This is a genomic window from Flavobacterium marginilacus, from assembly GCF_026870155.1.
GTDB lineage: Bacteria > Bacteroidota > Bacteroidia > Flavobacteriales > Flavobacteriaceae > Flavobacterium > Flavobacterium marginilacus.
Map to the genome: position 1 here is coordinate 1,920,619 of NZ_CP113975.1, position 21,921 is coordinate 1,942,539.

The 21,921-nt window shown below is 34.3% G+C and carries 10 protein-coding genes; all 10 read left to right on the top strand.

Translation table 11 applies throughout. The features are described from left to right. Nucleotides 1-64: 64 nt before the first annotated feature. A complete protein-coding gene (locus tag OZP07_RS08255; RefSeq protein ID WP_281637946.1) occupies nucleotides 65-1,216 on the top strand; it encodes an endo-1,4-beta-xylanase in 1,152 nt (383 codons plus the stop codon). A gap of 147 nt (nucleotides 1,217-1,363) precedes the next feature. Next, nucleotides 1,364-2,797, top strand: coding sequence for an MFS transporter (locus OZP07_RS08260; protein ID WP_281637947.1), 1,434 nt, complete (start codon nucleotides 1,364-1,366; stop codon nucleotides 2,795-2,797). Between the two features lie 26 nt (nucleotides 2,798-2,823). Beyond that, nucleotides 2,824-3,849 (top strand): glycoside hydrolase family 43 protein, encoded by a 1,026-nt coding sequence (locus OZP07_RS08265; RefSeq protein WP_281637948.1) that lies wholly within the window; start codon nucleotides 2,824-2,826, stop codon nucleotides 3,847-3,849. Nucleotides 3,850-4,203: 354 nt separating this feature from the next. After that, a complete protein-coding gene (locus OZP07_RS08270; RefSeq protein ID WP_281637949.1) occupies nucleotides 4,204-8,358 on the top strand; it encodes a hybrid sensor histidine kinase/response regulator transcription factor in 4,155 nt (1,384 codons plus the stop codon). 769 nt (nucleotides 8,359-9,127) lie between these two features. Beyond that, on the top strand, nucleotides 9,128-12,163 hold the full coding sequence (locus OZP07_RS08275; RefSeq protein ID WP_281637950.1) for a SusC/RagA family TonB-linked outer membrane protein: 3,036 nt from the start codon (nucleotides 9,128-9,130) through the stop codon (nucleotides 12,161-12,163). 15 nt (nucleotides 12,164-12,178) lie between these two features. Further along, nucleotides 12,179-13,675, top strand: a complete 1,497-nt coding sequence (locus OZP07_RS08280; protein ID WP_194641329.1) for a RagB/SusD family nutrient uptake outer membrane protein — start codon at nucleotides 12,179-12,181, stop codon at nucleotides 13,673-13,675. Nucleotides 13,676-14,040: 365 nt separating this feature from the next. Then, nucleotides 14,041-14,589, top strand: coding sequence for a hypothetical protein (locus OZP07_RS08285; RefSeq protein WP_281637951.1), 549 nt, complete (start codon nucleotides 14,041-14,043; stop codon nucleotides 14,587-14,589). A gap of 174 nt (nucleotides 14,590-14,763) precedes the next feature. Beyond that, nucleotides 14,764-16,245, top strand: coding sequence for a vanadium-dependent haloperoxidase (locus tag OZP07_RS08290; protein ID WP_194641327.1), 1,482 nt, complete (start codon nucleotides 14,764-14,766; stop codon nucleotides 16,243-16,245). A 61-nt stretch (nucleotides 16,246-16,306) separates the two neighbouring features. Further along, nucleotides 16,307-18,514: a CRTAC1 family protein gene (locus OZP07_RS08295; RefSeq protein ID WP_281637952.1), complete on the top strand. Its 2,208-nt coding sequence runs from the start codon at nucleotides 16,307-16,309 to the stop codon at nucleotides 18,512-18,514. A gap of 23 nt (nucleotides 18,515-18,537) precedes the next feature. Further along, nucleotides 18,538-21,831, top strand: coding sequence for a VCBS repeat-containing protein (locus OZP07_RS08300; RefSeq protein WP_281637953.1), 3,294 nt, complete (start codon nucleotides 18,538-18,540; stop codon nucleotides 21,829-21,831). The last annotated feature ends 90 nt before the right edge of the window (nucleotides 21,832-21,921 follow it).

A 21,921-nucleotide genomic window follows, 5' to 3' on the forward strand; every position in this document is an offset into this window, starting at 1 on the left:
GCTTAAGTGCTGAGAAGGTTTAAAAAAAATATAGTTTTAATATTATCTAATAAACATATACATAATGAAATTAATAAATAACAGTATACTGCTTGGGGTTCTTTTCATATCAGGCATCTGTAATTCACAAAACACAAAAACGGCTCAGGCTTCTTTAAAAAACAGTTTTAAAGGTGACTTTTACATTGGAACTGCTTTGAATGTCAGCCAGATTGAAGAAAAAGATGCTAAGGCTGACGCTTTAATCCGAAAAGAATTTAATGCAATTACTGCCGAGAATATAATGAAGTCGATGTTTGTTCATCCTTCAAAAGATAAGTATGATTTTGCAATGACCGAGAAGTTTGTAGCTTACGGAGAAAAGAATAAAATGTTTATTCATGGACATACTTTGATCTGGCACAGCCAATTAGCCCGATGGATGTCTGAAATTAAAGACAGTACCGAAATGAAAGCATTTATGAAAGATCATATTACAACTATTGTTTCCAAGTTTAAAGGGCGTATTAATTCTTGGGATGTTGTTAATGAAGCATTGAATGAAGACGGTACTTATAGAAAATCAGTTTTTCTTAATACTCTTGGTGAAAGTTATTTAGCAGATGCTTTTAAACTTGCGACACAAGCAGACCCTAAAGTTGACTTGTATTATAATGATTATAATATCTGTGAGCCAAAAAAGAGAGAAGGCGCAATCAGATTGATTAAATATATAAAAGCGAATGGCGGAAAAATTGATGGTGTTGGTATTCAAGGACACTGGAGATTAGATAGCCCGTCCTTAGAAGAAATTGAAAAAAGTATTTTGGCTTATTCTGAATTGGGTGTTAAAGTTGCCTTTACTGAACTGGATATTACGGTACTGCCTAATCCTTGGGATTTACAAGGAGCAGATGTAAATCAGAGTTTTCAGGGAAGTGCAAAAATGAATCCTTATCCAAAAACACTGCCTGATTCTATCCAGACTAAATTAGCAGAACGTTATGCTTCAATTTTTAAATTATTTCTTAAACATAAAGATAAAATCAGCCGTGTGACATTCTGGGGAGTTCATGATGGACAGTCTTGGTTAAATGACTGGCCAATAAAAGGAAGAACAAATTATCCATTATTGTTTGATACTAATTTGAAACCCAAAAAAGCCTACAATAGTGTTATGCAGTTAAAAGAATTGGAAAATAATAAAATTGGCAAGAAAAAAGTTTTTAAAAATTAAGACTAAATCAGTTACAGAAAAAACCGTTTAAATTTTTCGCCGGTATTATTTTTTTAATACTTTTACACAACCGATTGTTTTTTTGATTAAAGAGAAAAAAATAAATCCATTGCTTGCCATTAACCCCACAAATACCCCTCACAAATAATGAGTACTATTTCTCAAAAATTATCCGTAAAGGAAAAAATCGGATACAGTTTAGGCGACTTAGCAGCCAATTTAGTTTTTCAGACCCTGATGACGTATCTGGCTTATTTCTATACCGATATCTACGGATTGTCTCCCACACATTCATCAATAATTATGCTGACAGTTGGCTTGATTGCCGCTTTTGGTTTTAATCCTATTATAGGTGTTCTGGCAGACAGAACCAGTACCAAATGGGGCAAGTTCCGTCCCTGGATCCTGATCACGGCATTACCGCTGGGCTGTGTTGCTCTGGCGGCTTTTACCACCCCCGATTTTTCATACAGCGGCAAAGTAGTTTATGCCGTTGCCACTTATACCTTACTGCTTCTTTTTTATGCAGGGAACAACCTGCCGTATTCTGCCCTGAGCGGGGTGATTACGGGCGATATGTCCGACAGGAACAGCCTGTCTTCGTACCGTTTTGTTGCAGTGATGTTTGCACAGTTTTTTGTTCAGGTTTTCATGCTTGGGATCATCAAGAGTGCCGGAGGGGGCGACAAGGCAGTAGGAATTGAAAAAGTGATGACGGTACTGGCTGTCATCGGCACCATTATGCTTTTTATCACCTTTCTGACCACCAAGGAACGCATCATTCCAAAACCGGAGCAGAAGTCAAGCGTGAAGGAAGATCTAGCCGACCTTGTAAAAAACAGGCCGTGGGTAATCATGCTGACGCTGACAACTTTAGTATTTATCACTCTGGCCCTAAAAGGCGGTTCGTATGTGTATTATTTTGAAAATTATGTAGATAAACAGCAGCTGGCACTTTTTATCCAGCCGATATTGGATACGCTGACCAGTGCCGGATTAAACTATTTTGGTAATGACCCTGTTGCAGCAGGATTCGGACTGTTCAATGCCGGAGGAATTATTTTTATGATAATAGGAATCACTTTATCAAAAGGCTTGGCTGATAAATACGGAAAGAGAAATATCTTCGGAATATTTCTGTTTATTTCGACAGTCTTCGTTCTGGCTTTTTATTTCTTTCCAGCCGACAGTATTTCCCTTATTTTTCTTTCGCAGATTCTGCACGGGTTTTTCTACGGAATCACCATTCCGATTCTCTGGGCAATGATCGCTGATGTAGCCGATTACTCGGAATGGCTCAATAACCGCCGTGCGACAGCCATTATATTTTCAGCAATGATGGTCGGACTGAAAGCCGGACTAAGCATAGGAGGATCTTTAACGACTTTATTTTTAGGATATTTTCAGTATATACCTAATTCACCGGCACAGTCTGAGGTAACGATAAACGGCATTAAATTATTAGTGAGTGTTTTTCCGGCAGTTCCGTTTTTGATAGGATGCGGTCTGCTGTTTTTCTATAAGATAGATAAAAAAATGGAGACTCAGATAGAGAGCGACCTAAAAAAAAGAAGAAATTAATTACAAAAAAAAACAAAAAAAAGAGTATGCCAGAAGATAGTATTGAACAAATTAATTTTGAGCAGATTAACAAAACAGCCATTTCACAGCCTTTGGTGTCACATATGTATACCGCTGATCCTTCGGCGCATGTATTTAACGGCAAAATCTATATTTATCCATCGCATGATATTGATGCGGGAATTCCGTTTAATGACAACGGGGATCATTTTGGGATGGAGGATTACCATGTTTTTTCGATGGAAAGCATAACGTCCGACACGGTAGATAACGGAGTTGCCCTGCATGTGGATGATGTTGCCTGGGCCGAAAAGCAGATGTGGGCTCCAGATGCTGCGCACAAAAACGGAAAGTATTATCTGTATTTCCCGGCCAAGCGCGCCAATGGTATTTTTCAGATTGGAGTTGCTGTGAGTGATTCACCCGCAGGGCCTTTTACAGCCGAAAAAGAAGCCATTAAAGGAAGCTACAGCATTGACCCGGCAGTTTTTGAAGATCAAGACGGTGCACATTATATCTATTTTGGAGGTATCTGGGGCGGTCAGCTTCAGAAATACCGAAACAATCAATATGCAGAAAACAACGAAGAACCGACAGAAAAAGAACAGGCATTGGGCCCTATAGCGGCAAGACTTACTGACGACATGCTGGAGTTTGCCGAAGAGCCGAGAGAAATCCAGATTCTGGACGAGAACCGAGAGCTTCTGCTGGCCGGTGACAATGACCGCCGTTTCTTTGAAGCTTCATGGGTTCATAAATACAATGGGAAATATTATTTTTCCTATTCCACAGGCGATACGCATTTTATCTGTTATGCAATAGGAGACAGCCCATACGGACCGTTTGTGTATCAGGGACGCATCCTGAATCCGGTTGTGGGCTGGACTACGCACCATTCAATATGCAGGGTTGAGAATGACTGGTATCTGTTTTACCATGATTCGAGTCTTTCCAAGGGTGTTACTCATCTGCGGAGCATGAAAGTGGCTAAAATTGACTATCTGGCTGACGGATCGATTGCTGTGATAGACCCTTATGATAGAGAAGGTTAAAAAAGTTTTTGGAGCTGCAGTCAAAATTCAGATTGGCTAAAAAATTAAATTACCGCTTACTTAATTAAAAAACAGATATAAATGACAGTTCAATATCATTTTGAACATTAAAAAAAAGAGTTGCTTTTCGATTAGGAAATAGTACATAAAAGAAGGTTAGCCTCTTTTTGCTTGAGCTGAAAATTTCTATCGATTTCGTTCTTAAATATTCTTTGCCGATAAAAAAGCTTAATAAAAAGGCAATAATGAATTTGATTGTTTGAAAGAAAAATATTCGTATTTTTTCATTTTTGTGAATTAATGTTTTTATTTTATATATTTAGAGAGAAAATCTTACTTTTTAATAATTACAAAATGCTTAAAATAGAAAAAAAAATATTTTTTATATGTTATTTGTTTTTTGTGACGATTTCTTATTCACAAAATAACTTCGAAAATTTTCAATTTCGTTCTATAAAAGAAGGTATTTCTAAGCGGGGAGTCTGGACTATTGTGCAAGATAAGAAAGGGTATATCTGGATAGGGACAAATGGTGCGGGACTGTATAAATATGATGGGATAAATTACGTCGTTTATGAATCCAATTGGAATACTCCGAAATCTATAAATAGTAATCTTATCTACACTGCCTATGTTGATTCTCAAAATAAATTGTGGGTAGGCACTGAAGAAGGTTTATGTTTATACGATAGAAATTTAGATAGATTTGAGACAATTGATTTAAAAAAAGCTCTTAAAATTCACAAAGACGATATAGTGACAGTTAGGAGTTTAATTGAAGATAATGAGGACAATTTATTAGTTGGGACAGAACAATACGGTCTTTTAAAATTAAATAAAAAGACATTTCAGGCAATTACAGTTAAATCAAACATTCCTTCCAATATTGATTTATTTATTCGGAGTCTTGCAAAAAATAAACAAGGGAAAATCTTTGCTGCAACAAATTTTGGATTGAAGTATTTTGATAGTAAAACAAATAGTATACAGCAGGTAACATTAGTTGAAAATGATAATTCTAAATCTAAAATTACAGACTCATTAGAGTCATTGTTTTTTGAAACTAACAATGATTTATGGATTGGTACTACAAATAATGGACTAATAAAGGTTGTAGAAACCACGAAAGGCTACCAGCAGAAAAAAATCGCAATTACAAATAAAAGAATTTTTTCGATTATTGCGATTGATGCAAAAAATATCCTTTGCGCTACTGAAAACGACGGTCTTTTTTTGATAAATAATTCAGGGGCAGTAATAAAAAAATATTTGCCAAATAAGTTTGAAAAAAATGGATTAAAATCAAACTCCATCTGGTCTTTGTTAAAGGATAATGATAATAGAATCTGGCTGGGATATTATAATAAAGGGGTTTGTATTTTTGATAAATTATCAGAACAGTTTAATTCAATCGAAAGTTTATTGAATAATACAAATTCTTTGCAGACAAGTTCTGTTACATCAATTGCTGAGGATTTTTCTGGAAAGTTATGGATAAGCATGGAAGGGGGAGGGGTTGATGTATTTGATCCAAAAACTAAAAAATTTATACATATCAATACTCATGACAGTTCTTATATTTCTGGACTGACAAACAATAATGTGCAGGAAGTTTTTTTTGATAGTAAACAGAATTTATGGTTAGCAGTCTGGAATGAGGGGATTTTTTTCTTAAAAAAAGGAACCAGGAATTTTATAAATTACAATACACATAATACTAAAGGACTTAGTTCCGACAGAGTTTTGAGTTTTGCAGAGGATTCAAAAGGCAATATCTGGATAGGAACTTTTGAAAGAGGGCTGAGTTATTTTGATTCTTCAAAAAAATCTTTTTTTCAATGTAATTCTAAACCATTTCGAGATTATTTACTGCCTTCTTCACTTGTTCGCAAAGTATTTGTTGATTCAGATGATATTATTTGGGTAGGAACGATAAGGGGACTTTATGGCGTAAACAAAAACGGAAATACTTTCTCTGTATTTTCTATTAAGGATAAAATGTCTAAAGTGCTGAATAATATTCGGACGCATACAATATTGTCCATTTACGAATCCAAAAACAAATTAATTTGGATTGGAACTGATGGTTCAGGTCTTTTTAATTATAATAAAAAGACAAAAAAAATAGCTTGGTACAGTGGTAATGAATCTCTTAAAGAAAAATCAGTCTGTTCAATTATTGAGGATAATTACGGTTCAATCTGGGTTAGCGGCGGAGCAGGAATTACAAAATTGGATGTAAAAAACAATAAGTTTTATAATTTTACTACAGAAGACGGACTGCTGGCCAATGATTTTAATAATAATTCGGTACTGAAAGATAAAAAGGGGACAATTTATTTTGGAAGTTATGAAGGGATCAATTATTTTGATCCAAATCAAATGTCCAAAACTGCCAAACAGCCTCAGTTGTATTTTAAAGATTTCAAGCTGTTTAACACTTCGATTATACCTGCTGCAGCCGATTCTCCATTGCAAAAAGTTATTTCCGAGACAAAACACATTACTTTAAATCATAACCAGTCTGTTTTTACAATAGAATATGTAGGTATTAATTATTCGTACCCAGGTAAAAATGAATATGCTTATTATCTGGAAGGATTTGAAAAAGAATGGAATTATGTAGGTAATAAACATATAGCAACTTATACCAATCTTGCTCCGGGCGATTATGTTTTTAAAGTAAAATCTGCAAATCGGGGAGGGACCTGGAGTCAAAAGCCATTGGAATTAAAAATCACAATTCTGGCTCCATGGTGGAAAACATACTGGGCATATTTAGTGTATTTAATTATTGCAGTTTTGGGAGCCTATTATGTTATTACTTACTATCAGAATAAATTTAAGGCAAAACAGGCGATCAGTTTTGAAAGAGACAAGAGAATCCAGATTGAAAAACTGAATAATAAAAAACTGCAGTTTTTTACAAATATCTCTCACGAATTCAGAACACCGCTGACTTTGATAATGAATCCGCTTGATGATTTGCTTAAAAATAATGTATACAATTTAAATGGTGAGGTTCTAAACAAACTGAAGGTAATTCATAAAAGTTCTGATTTATTGTCAAGACTGATTAATGAGCTGATGGATTTTAGAAAATTACAGTTTAATCAGGTACAGCTTCAGGTTCAGGAAATTGAAGTAATCAGTTTTGTGAAAGATATTTTGAGTCACTTTGATGAAGAAGCTAATTTTCGCAAAATAGAGTTGACGTTTTCTTCTCCCCTTAAAAAATTAAACGATTGGGTTGATCCTAAAATGTTTGAAAAAATAATATTTAATATTTTGTCTAATGCTTTTAAGGTTACACCAGATTATGGAAGCATTAATGTAAGGATAAAAGAAAGCAATAAACCTGTTTACTTTCCTTTGGTAAATCTCGGGAAAGAAGTTAAAAGCTATGAAATAACTATTGAAGATACAGGATCTGGATTAGATAAAAAAGAACTCAAACGAATATTTGAACGTTTTTATCAGGTAAATAATTTAAACAAAACCTATTATGGAAGTACTGGTATTGGCTTAGAAGTTGTAAAAGAATTTATTGAATTAAATAAAGGAAAAATAGAAGTCGACAGTGTTTTGGGTGACGGTACAACTTTCCGAATTATATTTCCTTTGGGCAAAGATTTTTTTGAACCAGATGAATTTGCTAAGGTTTCCAATAAACCGGCATTGGAGAAAAAGAAGATATTGAGGGATATGACAGCAATGGAAAGCAATTCAGAGCTGCCTGCCAATGAGTCAAACCCAGAGAAGCCCCATACTGTACTGATTGTAGAAGACAATGCAGATTTAAGGAGTTATCTAAAAGCAGAACTAAAAAAGGAATATAAAGTAATCGTTGCCGAAAATGGACAAAAAGGATATGATTTAGCAGTGCATAAGCTGCCAGATTTGATTTTGACAGATGTCATTATGCCTGTTATGGACGGTCTTGAAATGTGTAAAAAGATAAAAGGAAATATTAAAACCTCCCATATTCCTTTGTTAATGCTCTCTGCAAAAGCATTAGTAAAAGACAGATTGGAAGGCATAGATTCCGGAGCAGATTTGTATCTGAGTAAACCCTTTAATATGGATATTCTAAAATCAAGTCTTGCTCAATTAATAAATAGCAGACAAATTATCTTTAATAAGTTTTATGACGGCATAACTAAAAAAGCACAGCAGAAAACTACAACAATAGATAATGATTTTATGCAGAAGATATTAAATTATATTCATGAAAACATTAGCGAACCTGAACTTAGCGTTGAGCTGCTGGCTTCTATTGTTTTCTTAAGCAGAAGTCAATTGTATCGAAAAATAAAAACACTTACAGGAGTTTCTGTAAATGAGTTTATAAGAAATGTCAGGCTGGAGAAAGCTAAACAGTTTATAGAATTTGGGAATGATAATATTAATGAAATAAGCTATAAAGTTGGTTTTGCAACTCCTTCCTATTTTACTAAATGCTTTAAATTGAAGTTTGGCCATCTGCCAACAGAAGAGAAGAAAGTATAATTACTTAAAAGTAATTTAATAATTAACTATACTTTATTAAACTAAAATAGCTGCCTTAGTTTTAAAATTGAGGTAGATATTTTGGTTTTTTTGCTTTTGGGTCACTTCATTCTGTCCCAATTTATCCATCTTGATAACAGGTTCTGCATTTTAAAGAGCTTAATTCTTTTAAGTTTTTTTAATCAACAAGCAAAAATGTGTAATACTACAAAACCATCTGCCTGTTTATTCATTCTTATATTTTAAAGAAAACATTTTATTGACCAAATTCTAGCTAAACCTTAAATTTTGTCAATTTTGATAAGTTTAAAATTTTAACATATTAATTTTTTATATCAAAAATTAAGTAAAATTTTTTTATTGATAATATATTTTTTAATTATTTAATGAATTAACGTAACATTTGATAAATAGTAAGATTTTTGGTGTTTTTTGCAACATGCGTGCGGTAATATGCTTCATTTGTTGTATAAATACAACGTCCAAACAGAATAAATTTGTTAAAGTTTTTGTAAAAATTGTTTGATCATTTATTTTAAAGTTATGAAGAAATTTTATGCAAAAAAGAATGTATTTAATTTATCCTAAAAATTATTTTATTGATAAACAAGACATAAAAAAACTAATGAACACTTTAATTATTATAAACTAAAATCAATTTAAATGAAGAGAACCGCCTACTTCTAAATGTGAATTTAATATTCAAAAGAATTTTAAAAGATTAAAAACCAATTTTAAAAAATTAACCAAACTAACTATGAAATTAAAAATGAAATTCGCAATTATTGCACTGCTGTTTTTTTGTGCACAAGCTGTCTTTTCTCAGAGCAAGACAATAAATGGTGTTGTTTCTGATAAATCGGGTTTACCCCTAAGTGGTGTAAGTGTAAGTGTGCAAGGAAAATCTAGCAGTGCTATTACAGATTTTGACGGGAAATATGTAATTAATAATGTCGAATCAGACAATAAATTAGTATTTGCATATATAGGTATGATTTCTCAGGTTGTTGCTGTTGGAAGCAATAGTTCGATAAATATCACTATGCAGGATGCTTCCCAAGATTTAAAAGAAGTTGTTGTTGTTGCATATGGTGTTCAAAAAAGAGGAAATGTTACAGGTGCAATTTCAACAGTAAGCTCTAAAGACATAGCCGCCTTGCCTATAACAAATGCTGAATCTGCACTTCAGGGCAGAGCCGCTGGGGTTACGGTAATTAATAATGGTTCACCAGGATCTACTCCAGAGGTAAGTATTAGAGGTTTAGGAAGTCCAAATAACAATAGTCCATTGTATGTAGTGGATGGTGTTATTGTTGGGAATTTATCAAGTATCAGCCCAAATGACATTGAAAGTGTATCGGTTCTTAAAGATGCTTCTACAGCGGCACTTTATGGATCTCGCGGATCAAATGGTGTTGTTATTGTAACTACCAAAAAAGGTAAAAGCGGTGTAGGTCAATTATCTTTTAATACTTATACTGGTTTTCAGAAAGTAGGAAAAACATATGACTTGCTTAATTCAGAGCAATATCAGCAATATGCTAAAGATTGGGGGGTAACTATTAATAGGCCAGCAGATTTCTTGAAGAATAATGTAAATTATTTGGATGAAATTTTTACAACTGGAGCTATGCAGGATTATAATTTAAGTTATTCTAGTGGTACGGATCATTCTACTAACCGTTTTTCTGCAGAATATTTAAAGCAAGATGGTGTTATTGTTGATTCAGGTTATGAGCGTTACACCTTTAGAGCAAATAACACCCAGAAAATTGAAAAATTAAGATTAACAGTAGGTAGTAATATGGGGCTTTCTTTTGGAAAGCAAAATCCTGAGCGTATATCTGGCGGACGTACTTTAATCGAGCACGCTATAAAAGCAGCTCCTTATCTGCCGGTATATAATTCGACTAATTTGGGAGGTTTTCAAGGACCAAGTAATGCAGCAGACGGACAGGATGCTGAAAACCCTGTAAGAGTACAAAGTTTAGGTTATACAATCAATAAAACATTAGGTATAACGGGGAACATTTTTGCAGAGTTTGAAATTGTTAAGGACTTGAAATTCAGATCACAAGTTTCTTTAGATTATTATGATCTTGATAATAGAAATTTTATTCCTTCTTATGATGATGATAGTGTTCCTAATGGTTCAACGCATTCTGCGGCTTATTCAGCTACAACAAGAGTTTATGGAAGCGGTCAGACTATCATGTTTAATAATAGTTTAAGCTATAAAAAAACAATAGCCGAAAAGCACAATTTTGACGCAGTAATACTAGTTGAAAATAATAAATCTAAAGGCGAACAAGTTAACGCTGGGAGCCGTTACTCAATATCTGATGAAATTGATCAGTTAAATAGTGCAACAGTAACAGCTTTAAGCAGTACTTCATTTGAAGATTATAGAGTTGGATATGTAGGAAGGTTGAATTATAATTATGATGAAAAATACCTTTTTGCTGTTTCTGGAAGAAGAGACGCTTCGTCTCGTTTTGGCAGCAATTACAGATGGGCCAATTTTTATTCTGTTGCAGGGGGCTGGAATATAGCTAAAGAAAATTTTCTTCAAAATACTCAAGTAAGTACTTTGAAATTAAGAGCCTCATATGGTACTACTGGTAACGATGAAATTGGACGTTATGCATATAGTGCTGCCTTGGTAGGGAATTTAATCTATCCTATAGCAGGTAATGCAGCTGTTGGTACTACAGCTGGATCATTGGCAAGTCCGGATTTGCATTGGGAATCTAAAACAATGAAAAACATAGGTTTAGATTTTGGGTTTTTAAATGATAAAATTACAGGTAGTTTTGAAATCTATGATAATAGAAGCGATGATTTATTATTAAACTTACCAGTTGCACCTTCAATTGGATCTTTTTCAGGAAGCCAGCCTAAAAATGTTGGATCAGTTAGTACCAAAGGGTTTGAAGTTGTACTAGGTTATAATGATAATGAAGGTGATTTTAGATGGTCTGCTAACTTTAATTTAGGTACTAGCAAAAACGAAGTGTTAGATTTAGGAGGAATTGATAAAATAGCTGGAGGAACTGCATTTAGAGCTGGAGGTGACGCCATTTCACAAACTACTGTTGGTGATCCGTTATTCTATTTTTATGGTTTAGTTGCAGACGGCATCTATAAAAATCAGGCCGAAGTTGACGCCGTTTTTACAGCCACACCAGGGCAGACTACAGTTAAACCAGGTGATATAAGATTTAAAGACTTAAATGGTGACGGTAATATAACATCAGCAGACAGAACTAAAATTGGTAATCCTCTTCCGGATATTACTTATGGGATGAATTTTAATGCTACTTATAAACAATTTGATTTTAATTTCTTCATAACGGGAGTTCAAGGAAATGACATTTTCAATACCAATCGTTATGATTTAGAAGGTATGGCAAAGTTGTTTAACGCTGGTACAGCCGTATTAGACAGATCAATTGTTGCAAATGGAGTGGTAACTAATCCAGATTCTACAATACCAAGACTTAATGGAGCAGTACAAAATACAGCTGTAAGCAGCCGTTTTGTTGAAGATGGTTCTTTTGCAAGATTAAAAAACATAAGCATCGGATATACATTACCAAGCAACATCAGTAAATATTTTTCTAAGCTTAGAGTATATGCAAGTGGTCAAAACCTTGTAACAATAACTGATTACTCTGGATTGGATCCTGAAATAGGGAATGGAAATTCTAGTATTATTGGAGGGACTAATTATGACAAAGGTATTGATAGAGGAAACTATCCGCAGCCAAAATCGGTGTTACTAGGACTTGAAATTTCATTTTAATAAAATAAAACAAACATGAAAAATATAAAAAATATAAAATTTATCTTGGTAATATTCGCAGGAATATACATAATAAATTCTTGTTCAGATAAAGATTTAGAATTGACAAATCCTACTACTTTATCTCCTGAAACGTATTTCAAAACTAAAGACCAAGTAGAGTCATCTGTAAACGCAGCATATGCTAATTTGCAGACTACGGCACTTTATACGCGTTTGTATTTCTTTGAATTGGATAATATGTCTCATGAAAATGCAGGCAATCCACAGTTGGAAGCTGATAAAAAAGAATTTTTAGAGTTTTCTTTTGATTCAGGCTCTGCTGATATTTCAGATTATTGGACAGTTTGTTATTTGGGAATTAACAAATCAAATTTTGTAATTTCTAATTCAGACAAAATAAATGCAATCGATAATTCTATTCTGAATCAGGTTACAAAAGATAAATACATCGGTGAAGCAAAATTCATGAGAGCATTTTACTATTTTCTATTGGTTAAACGTTTTGGCGGGGTGCCATTATATGATGCACTTCCAAAAGGAGCAGATGATGTTAGGGCTAGAGCTACCGTAGCTGAAGTTTATAACTTAATCGTTTCAGATTTAAAAACTGCTGCTACTACTTTATTAAGCAGAACTGCTGAACAAAAAGGAAGAGCAACTAAAGAGGCTGCACAGGCCTTATTGGGGAAAGTTTTATTATATCAAAAGAAATATGATGAATCATTAGCTGCACTTAATGGGGTTACTGGATTTTCGCTTGAACCTGTTTACTATGATAATTTTGTTGAAGAAAAGGAACATGGAGTTGAATCTATTTTCGAAGTTGAGTTTGATGCAAAGCTGGGCACAGGAAATCTATGGGGTGCAGGAAATGGAGCTCAAGGCGGTAATGAATCTACTTTAAGAGGTCAGGAATATGGTAATTTGAACTGGTTTAACGTGTATCCATCGGACAATATATTAGATGAATTTGAAGCTAATGATAAAAGATTTGCAGCAACATTTTATGTTGTAGGTGATAAGTATAATAATGGAAATAATACAATGGTAGCTGCCAATTTTGGATCTGGTGGCGGAACGAGAAGAGCGGGCTGGAAAAAATATTCAAACTACTATAAGAAAATTGATGAGGCAATCGACTCGGGAATTAACTTCAAAATCATTAGATACTCTGATATTCTGCTTATGAAAGCAGAATGTGAAAATCAAAGAGCAGGTGGTGATCAAGTTGCAGCTATTGGTTACATCAATCAAGTTCGTGCTAGAGCAGGTGTACCAGCATTATTAACTACTCTTACAAAAGATCAAGTATTTAAAGCTATCATTCACGAACGCAAAGTGGAGTTTGCAGGTGAGCAAAGCCGTTTTGACGATATAATCAGATGGGGTAATGCTGCTACAGAATTAGTTGGAACAAAGTTTAAAGTAGGTAAAAACGAACTTTGGCCAATTCCTAATAATGAGACAGGTAAAAATTCTTTGATTACAGGAAACAATCCAGGCTGGTAATTTTATTATTATAGTTTTTCTAAAATTAGGTTAGGTTTTGTTGTTAGGACAGCGTATGAAAATACGCTGTTTTTACTACTTAATTTGAGATTACGTTTTTTGTTTTCTTAAAGCAGTTTATGAAATTTTAAAATTACTTTTCTATTTGTTAATCTTCCATTTTTAGCTTATTACAGTAATAAAAAATTAGAAGCAGAATCCCAATTTGAAATTAAAACTTGATGGCTTCTGAACAGCCATTCTATGTTAATCCCAATTTCAGACCAATAAAAAAAATTGATAGAGACAGGCATGCATTTTAATATATAGTCAATAATGTTTCCTCTTTTTTGCCCAAAAATAAAATTATCAGAAAAAATAGATTCTTGAAATACTTTAAAAAAATAGCTGTCTTTTTTTTGCTCCTGACATTTTTCTATAATGTTTTAGGAGTATATGTGTTGGTTACTGCTCAGAAAGAGCAGACATGGGTGGCATCTATGGAAAATGCAGATGATTCTAAATTTCAGATAATTGAATTGAATATTAATCCTTATGCATATGTTGTAGATTCTGGTTTTGAAGAAGTAAATGAGGATATAATAATCGATCACACAGTGTATCATGTTTTTAAAAACAGAATACAAAATAATGTTTTAAAATTATATTGTTTAAAAAATACCCATCAGGCTGCTGTAAATAAAAAGTTAAGGGATCTTGTAGATAATCAGTTAATCGACACAAATTCAAATAAAGAAAATCCAGCAAAAAAACTTTTAAAATCATTTGAAAAAGATTATATCTCAAATGATGCTGCTGTTTATGAATTCAATTCTGAATTTATCCCTGATTCAATATCATTTTCGTTTGTTTTTAAAAACGATTTATTAGATGGGTTTTTTACTTCCCATTATCCCCCTCCAAATGTGGCTTAGATACTTTTTATGTTTCTGAAAATCATTATGCTTAATGATTATTTAGTGTGAATTAAATGCTTTGCTTCTGCAATTGCATGTCTTTTTACGTACACGATTTTTAGAACATTTTTCAATAATAAGCTTTATTGAAAAACAAATCATCTATTATCAACCACATTTAAAACTATTAAAATGAAGAATTCTTTTTCTTACTATATAATTGTTCTATTGCTTGTTTTCACTTCTAGTTTATATTCCTTTAATCCGGAAAAAAATATAAAAACACTTCCAGAACCTCTTGGTAAAGATAACATGGCCTATAGATGGGGGCAGATGGCAATACAGGCAACAGCAAATGATACCGAAAAATTCAGACCAAGACCCACAGTAACTTCCCGTCTTTTGGGACTTACTTTTGTTGCCATTTTTGATGCATGGAGCCGTTATGATAAAGCTGCAGTTCCTGTATATTTAACTGATACTGCAAGAAGACCTGATGAAGAACAAATCCTTAAAAATAAAGAGATCGCAATTAGTTACGCCGCTTATAATGCATTATGTGAGTATTTTTATTCAGACAAAGCATTATTTGCATCTTTTATGACTGAATTAGGATTTGACCCAAATAACAAGTCGCTTGATCCGTCAACTCCAGAAGGAATTGGCAATTTAGCTGCAAAGGCAGTAATTGAAGCCAGAAGACATGACGGGTCAAATCAATATGGAGATGAAAGCGGTTCAAACGGAACTCCTTATTTTAATTATGTTAATTATAAGCCAGTTAATTCTCCAGATGTAATGGTTGATATTAACCGCTGGCAGCCAAAATATTTCTCTGATGGTAAGGGAGGTAAATTTTCACCAAACTGTCTGACTCCTTTTTGGAACAAAGTAAAACCAGTAGGAATGCTGTCAGGCGATCAGTTTCGTCCGGTTCCTCCGCCGTTAGTTGGTTCAGAGCAGCTTAAGAATGAAGTAAAAGATCTTATTGACCTGCAGAATAATCTAACAGATGAACAAAAGGCATTAGTAGAATTTATGCGTGACGGCCCAAAATCGGTGCAGCAGGCAGGACACTGGTTAAAATTTGCTCAAGTTGTTTCAATACGTGATAATCATACATTAGATCAGGATGTAAAAATGTATTTTTTAAATCAGGTAACAGCTATGGACTGTTTTATAGCCTGCTGGGATGCAAAAATGTTTTATGATTTTGCCCGTCCTTATGCTCTTGTTCATTATTATTTTAAAGACCAGACTATAAAAGCCTGGGGTGGTCCAGATGTTGGCTACAAAGAAATGAAAGGACAGGAATGGAGACCTTATTCTCCGGATACTTTTTTATGTCCTCCTTTTCCAGGTTACGTTTCGGGACATAGCACCATAAGCGGCGGCTGTGCCGAAGCATTAAAATTATGGACAGGCAGTGATACTTTTGGCGATTCTGCAACTTGCATTCCGGGAGCAATGACTGAGCCAAATAACATTGGAAAACCTGTAGTTCTAAAATTCCCAACTTTTACTGAAACAGCTGAAATGGCAGGTATCTCAAGGGTAATGGGCGGTTATCATATTCAGGCTGATAATTTGGAAGGTCTGAAACTTGGCAGAAATGTAGCCCATGAGGTTTGGAAGTTTTATAATATTCATATTGGAAATAAAATAGTTGACTAAAAAGAGAGCTTTTATTTTTAGTAAACTCGAAATTTCGTTTTAAGATTAAAAAATTAAAAATATGAAAATAAAACTGTTATTGCTGTTATCCGCAGTATCCTTATTGATGCAGTCTTGTGACTTTTTTTCTAATCCAAATGACAAAATGGTTAAGGTCTTGGAAGCTAGAAGCAAGATGTATGATGTAAAAGACAATGTTTTTTCTCCAAAAGCAGAGATTGTTTTTTATGATTCAATCATTTTAAATTCATCTTATGGTCATTTTAAACTGCTGTATGAATTAAAGAAAGGGGAAAGTCTGCTGAAATTAGGGGATGAATATGATGCCGTAAAAATATTTGAGACGATGTCAAACTCACCAATAGTAAGCGGTGCTGAAAAATTTGAGATTTCCAAAAAATTAGCAATTGCCTACATGCGGCTTGGCGAGCGTCAAAACTGCTTAAAATCCCACGTTTCAGAATCGTGTATCATGCCGATAGTAAAAGCTGGAATTCATGAAAAACAATTAGGATCGCAAAAAGCTATAGAGGTTTATAAAAAGCTCTTAATCAATGATCCTGGAGATTATGAATCACAATGGCTGCTCAATATTGCTTATATGACACTGGGCGGTTATCCGCTAAAGGTTCCAAGCCAATGGCTGATACCAAATCTGGACAAAGATAATTCAGGATATTCCATAAAACCTTTTACTGACATAGTTTCGAATTTGGGCATAGTGAAAAAAAACATGGCTGGAGGCGTTATTTTGGATGATTTTAATAATGATGATTATTTGGATATAATGACATCTGATTGGAGTCTGGACGGGGTTATGCAATATTATCAGAATAATAAAAAAGGGGGATTTACTAATTTATCTAAACAATCTGAGATAGGACGGTTCAAAGGCGGACTAAACATGATTCAGGCTGATTATGATAATGACGGTGATACCGATTTATTTGTTTTAAGAGGAGCCTGGATGAATGTTTACGGAGTACAGCCCAATTCATTACTGCGTAATAATGGAGACGGCACTTTTACAGATGTAACTGTAAAAAGCGGTTTGTACTCAGAATTACCAACTCAAGCCGGAACTTGGAATGATTTTAATAATGATGGTTATCTGGATTTGTTTATAGGGAATGAATCAAGGCCTCAGGATAATTTTCCCTGCGAATTGTATATAAACAATCAGGACGGAACATTTACAAATGCTGCCAAAAAAGCAAATTGTGAAATAGTCACTTTTGTAAAAGGAGTAACTTCTAGTGATTATGACAATGATGGAAGAATTGATCTGTTTTTGTCCGGGATGAATAATCGAAAAACATTATTGAAAAATATGGGTTCCAAAAACGGCATTCCGCAATTTATGGATGTGACCGAAAAAGCAGGACTGGCTAAGCTTAATGTCATGACTTTTCCAACTTGGTTCTGGGATTATGATAATGATGGCTGGCAGGATCTTTTCGTATGCGGTTATCAGTTTGAAGGTTCTATTGCAGGAACGGTTGCCAAAGAGGCATTAAATATTCCGAACGAAGGCAGTAAAATGTATTTGTATCATAATAATCACAATGGTACTTTTTCGGATGTTTCAAAAGCAGCCGGGCTGGATAAGAGTGTCTTTGCAATGGGGTCAAATTTTGGGGATATTGATAATGACGGATTTTTGGATATGTATCTTGGTACCGGTAATCCAGATTATAAATCGCTTATTCCAAATAAATTATTCAGGAATATGGGAAATGGCAAATTTGCTGATGTTACTGTTTCCGGGCGTGTAGGAAATCTGCAGAAAGGTCATGCTGTTGGTTTTAGCGATATGGACAATGATGGAGATTCCGATATTTTTATAGAAGTTGGCGGGGCTTATATCGGCGATTCTTATACCAATTCCTTTTATCTTAACCCAGGTCAAAACACAAACCGCTGGATTGGTATTCAGCTCGAAGGAACTGACACTAACAAATCGGCAATTGGCTCAAGAATTAAGCTTAGTTTCAAAGAAAAAGGTGTTTCCCGAAATGTTTATCTCGAAATAAACTCAGGAGGCAGTTTTGGTTCATCGGCTTTAAGAAAAGAAATAGGAATCGGGCAGGCATCAGTAATTGATCAAATAGAAATTACTTGGGCGAAGAGCCATAAAAAACAATTTTTTAAAAATGTTAAACCCAATCAGTTTATTAAAATAAAAGAAGGGGATGAAGAATTTGTGAAAACGAATATTAAAAAGATTGTTTTTCCGACTGCCAAAATGAAATCTGCAATTTGTATTTAAAGAAATTTATTAAAATTTTAAAAATGAAAATTATAAAAATAAGAACTGTTTTTTTTAGCATTACATGCTTATTACTGCTTGTTAGGTGCTCCACAAAAGAATCAGAAAAAAAGATATTTACTGCTTTAGAACCTTCAGACACTGGAATTGATTTTAGCAACAATCTCACAGAAAATGATTCTCTGAATTATTTTACCTATTCATACATTTATATGGGCGGGGGAGTTGCTGCTGGAGATGTCAATAATGATGGATTGACAGACATTTTTTTTACTGGAAACCAAGTGTCTAATAAGCTGTATTTAAACAAAGGAAACCTTAAGTTCGAAGATGTTACCAAAAAAGCAAAAGTAGGAGGAGATTCCAGATGGTACACCGGAGCTACGATGGCCGATGTTAACGGGGACGGTTTCCTAGATATTTATTGCAGTGTAGGAGGAAAATTTGGTCCCCGAAACAATGAACTGTATATCAATAACGGGAACGGCACTTTTACCGAAAGAGCCAAAGAATATGGCATCGATGATGCCGGAAACAGTGTACAGGGCACTTTCTTTGATTATGATAAAGACGGAGATTTAGATTTATATGTAGCCAATTACCCGCCTACTAAGTTTAATATACCAACATTTGTTTACGTACAGCTGATGCGGAATGTAAAAGATGATGAATCCGGACATTTGTATAGAAATGACGGAAATCATTTTACCAATGTGACCAATGAAGCGGGAGTGAGAGCATACGGCTTGTCATTAAGCGGTACTATCGGGGATTTAAATAATGATACCTGGCCGGATATTTATGTGTCCAATGATTTCAATTCTCCTGATTTTATGTACATAAATAACCATGACGGCACTTTTAAAGAAGTTATAAAAGATGCTGCAAATCACACTTCTTTTTATGGAATGGGTGTGGATATCTCCGACTTCAACAACGATGGTTATTTAGATATTTTTCAGGTGGATATGGATGCCAAAGACAACCGTCGTAAAAAAGCAAATATGTCAAGCATGAATCCGCAGTTATACTGGGATATTGCTGATGCTAGATTTCAAATTCAGTACATGCACAACTGTATGCAGATGAACACTGGAATTGTTGAAAACGGAATTCCGCAGTTTGAAAATGTTTCGCGTATTACAGGAACTTCTTCAACGGACTGGAGCTGGGGACCATTGTTTGCTGATTTTGACAATGACGGTAAAAAGGATTTGTTTGTTACCAATGGAACCAGAAGAGAAATAAATAATAATGATTTCTTTCACAATATTGAAAGACAAAATTTGAAGCCTAAAGATTTACTAAAAGTTGCATTGGAAATTCCCAGCGAAAAAATCGACAATTTTATGTTCCAAAATAAAGGAAACTTTAAATTTGAACAGGTTAATAAGCAATGGGGAATTGAGTTCAAAGGATTTTCTAACGGTGTTGCTTATGCTGATTTGGATAATGACGGAGATTTAGAAATTATCATAAATAATATAGATGATTACGCTTCAGTTTTTGAAAATACCAGTTCCGAAACCAATAATTATTTGAAGGTAAAGTTCAAAGGAAGTTCAAAAAACAATCAGGGATTAGGAAATCGTGTGTACATAAAAACAAATGGTGATGTTCAGATGCAGGAACTTACTCTGACACGCGGATTCCAGTCGTCTGTAGCTCCAGAACTGCATTTTGGAGTTAATAAATTAAAGACAATTGATGAAGTGAAAGTGGTTTGGACCAATGGAAAAGTTCAGAAATTATTCAATGTAAAAGCAAATCAGACATTAACTTTCAAAGAACAGGATGCCAAAGAAGATACAGAAAAAACAGCTGTTTCAAAATCATTATTTACTACAGTAACATCCATTTTTCCAGTTTTTAAACACGAAGAAAATAAATATGATGATTTTAAAGATCAGGTTTTACTGCCACACAAGATGTCCACTTTTGGCCCTCCTATTGCTGTTGGCGATGTAAATAAAGACGGATTAGACGATTATTTTATTGGCGGTTCATCTACTTTTTCAGGGAAACTGTTTTTGCAGACAGCCAATGGATTTGTGGAGAAAAAAACGGGAGCTTTTGAAGCAGATAAAAAAAGTGAAGATGCTGGAGCTGTTATTTTTGATGCGGACAATGACGGCGACAATGATTTATACGTTGTAAGCGGCGGTTATGAATTTTTATTAAATGATCCCGCACTGCAGGACAGACTGTATATCAATAATGGCAAAGGTGATTTTACAAAGGCATCCAAAGAAGCACTGCCTGTAATGCTAACCAGCGGTTCCAAAGCATATCCTGTTGATTATGATAAAGACGGTAAACAAGATATTCTGGTTCTTGGCAGACAAGTACCTGGACAGTATCCTTCACCAGCAAATACTTATCTGCTGCATAATATAAGTACGGTCGGTCATGCACAATTTGAGATTTCAAAAAATGCTCCTAAAGAATTCAAAAATATTGGAATGGCAACAAGTGCTGCTATAACTGATTATAATAATGATACTTTTCCAGATATAATAATTGTAGGTGAGTGGATGCCGATCCGTGTTTTCGAAAATGTAAAAAACGGATTCAAAGAAGTATCTGGTAATTTAGGCTTGTCAATAGATACCACTGGCTGGTGGTGGAGCATTCAGCAGGGGGATTTTGATAAGGATGGCGATATGGATTATATCGTTGGTAACAATGGGCTTAACTATAAGTACAAAGCCACACCCGATGAGACTTTTGATATCTTCGTTAAGGATTTTGACAATGATAAGCATAAAGATATTGTATTGAGTTATTACAATGACGGTAAGCAATACCCTGTACGCGGCCGAGGCTGTTCTTCACAGCAGATTCCAAGCATAAAGAAAAAGTTCAAAAATTATGAAAGTTTTTCTCAGGCAACGCTAGTTGATGTATATACAGAGAAATCACTTAAAGAGGCTCTGCATTATAAAGTGAAATCATTTGCAAGTGTATACATGGAAAATAAAGACGGGAAATTTATTCTGCACGAACTTCCTGTTGAGGCACAGCTGTCCTGTATCAATCAGATTATAGTTGATGATTATGATAAAGACGGCAGTCTAGATGCTTTGATTACCGGAAACATGTTTAATTCAGAGGTTGAAACTCCAAGGAATGACGCTGGTCATGGCTTATTTTTGAAAGGGAATGGCAAAGGTAAATTCAAGCCGGTTTCTATGGTGAAAAGTGGATTTTTTACTCCTGGAGATGTTAAAAACATGGAAGAAATAAAAGTAAAAGACAAAGGTTATTTCTTGGTCACTAAAAACAACTCGTATCTGCAGAGCATTAGAATTAACTAATGTTTTTTAGAAAAAGTACCTATAACTGGGCGTTATGGCTCTAGAAATTACTTCCCAATAAACTGTAACAGATTATTTTGGAAAGGATAA

Coding starts and splice junctions, on each gene's coding strand:
- OZP07_RS08255 (WP_281637946.1), top strand. CDS start 65: ATGAAATTAATAAATAACAGTATACTGCTTGGGGTTCTTTTCATATCA.
- OZP07_RS08260 (WP_281637947.1), top strand. CDS start 1,364: ATGAGTACTATTTCTCAAAAATTATCCGTAAAGGAAAAAATCGGATAC.
- OZP07_RS08265 (WP_281637948.1), top strand. CDS start 2,824: ATGCCAGAAGATAGTATTGAACAAATTAATTTTGAGCAGATTAACAAA.
- OZP07_RS08270 (WP_281637949.1), top strand. CDS start 4,204: ATGCTTAAAATAGAAAAAAAAATATTTTTTATATGTTATTTGTTTTTT.
- OZP07_RS08275 (WP_281637950.1), top strand. CDS start 9,128: ATGAAATTCGCAATTATTGCACTGCTGTTTTTTTGTGCACAAGCTGTC.
- OZP07_RS08280 (WP_194641329.1), top strand. CDS start 12,179: ATGAAAAATATAAAAAATATAAAATTTATCTTGGTAATATTCGCAGGA.
- OZP07_RS08290 (WP_194641327.1), top strand. CDS start 14,764: ATGAAGAATTCTTTTTCTTACTATATAATTGTTCTATTGCTTGTTTTC.
- OZP07_RS08295 (WP_281637952.1), top strand. CDS start 16,307: ATGAAAATAAAACTGTTATTGCTGTTATCCGCAGTATCCTTATTGATG.
- OZP07_RS08300 (WP_281637953.1), top strand. CDS start 18,538: ATGAAAATTATAAAAATAAGAACTGTTTTTTTTAGCATTACATGCTTA.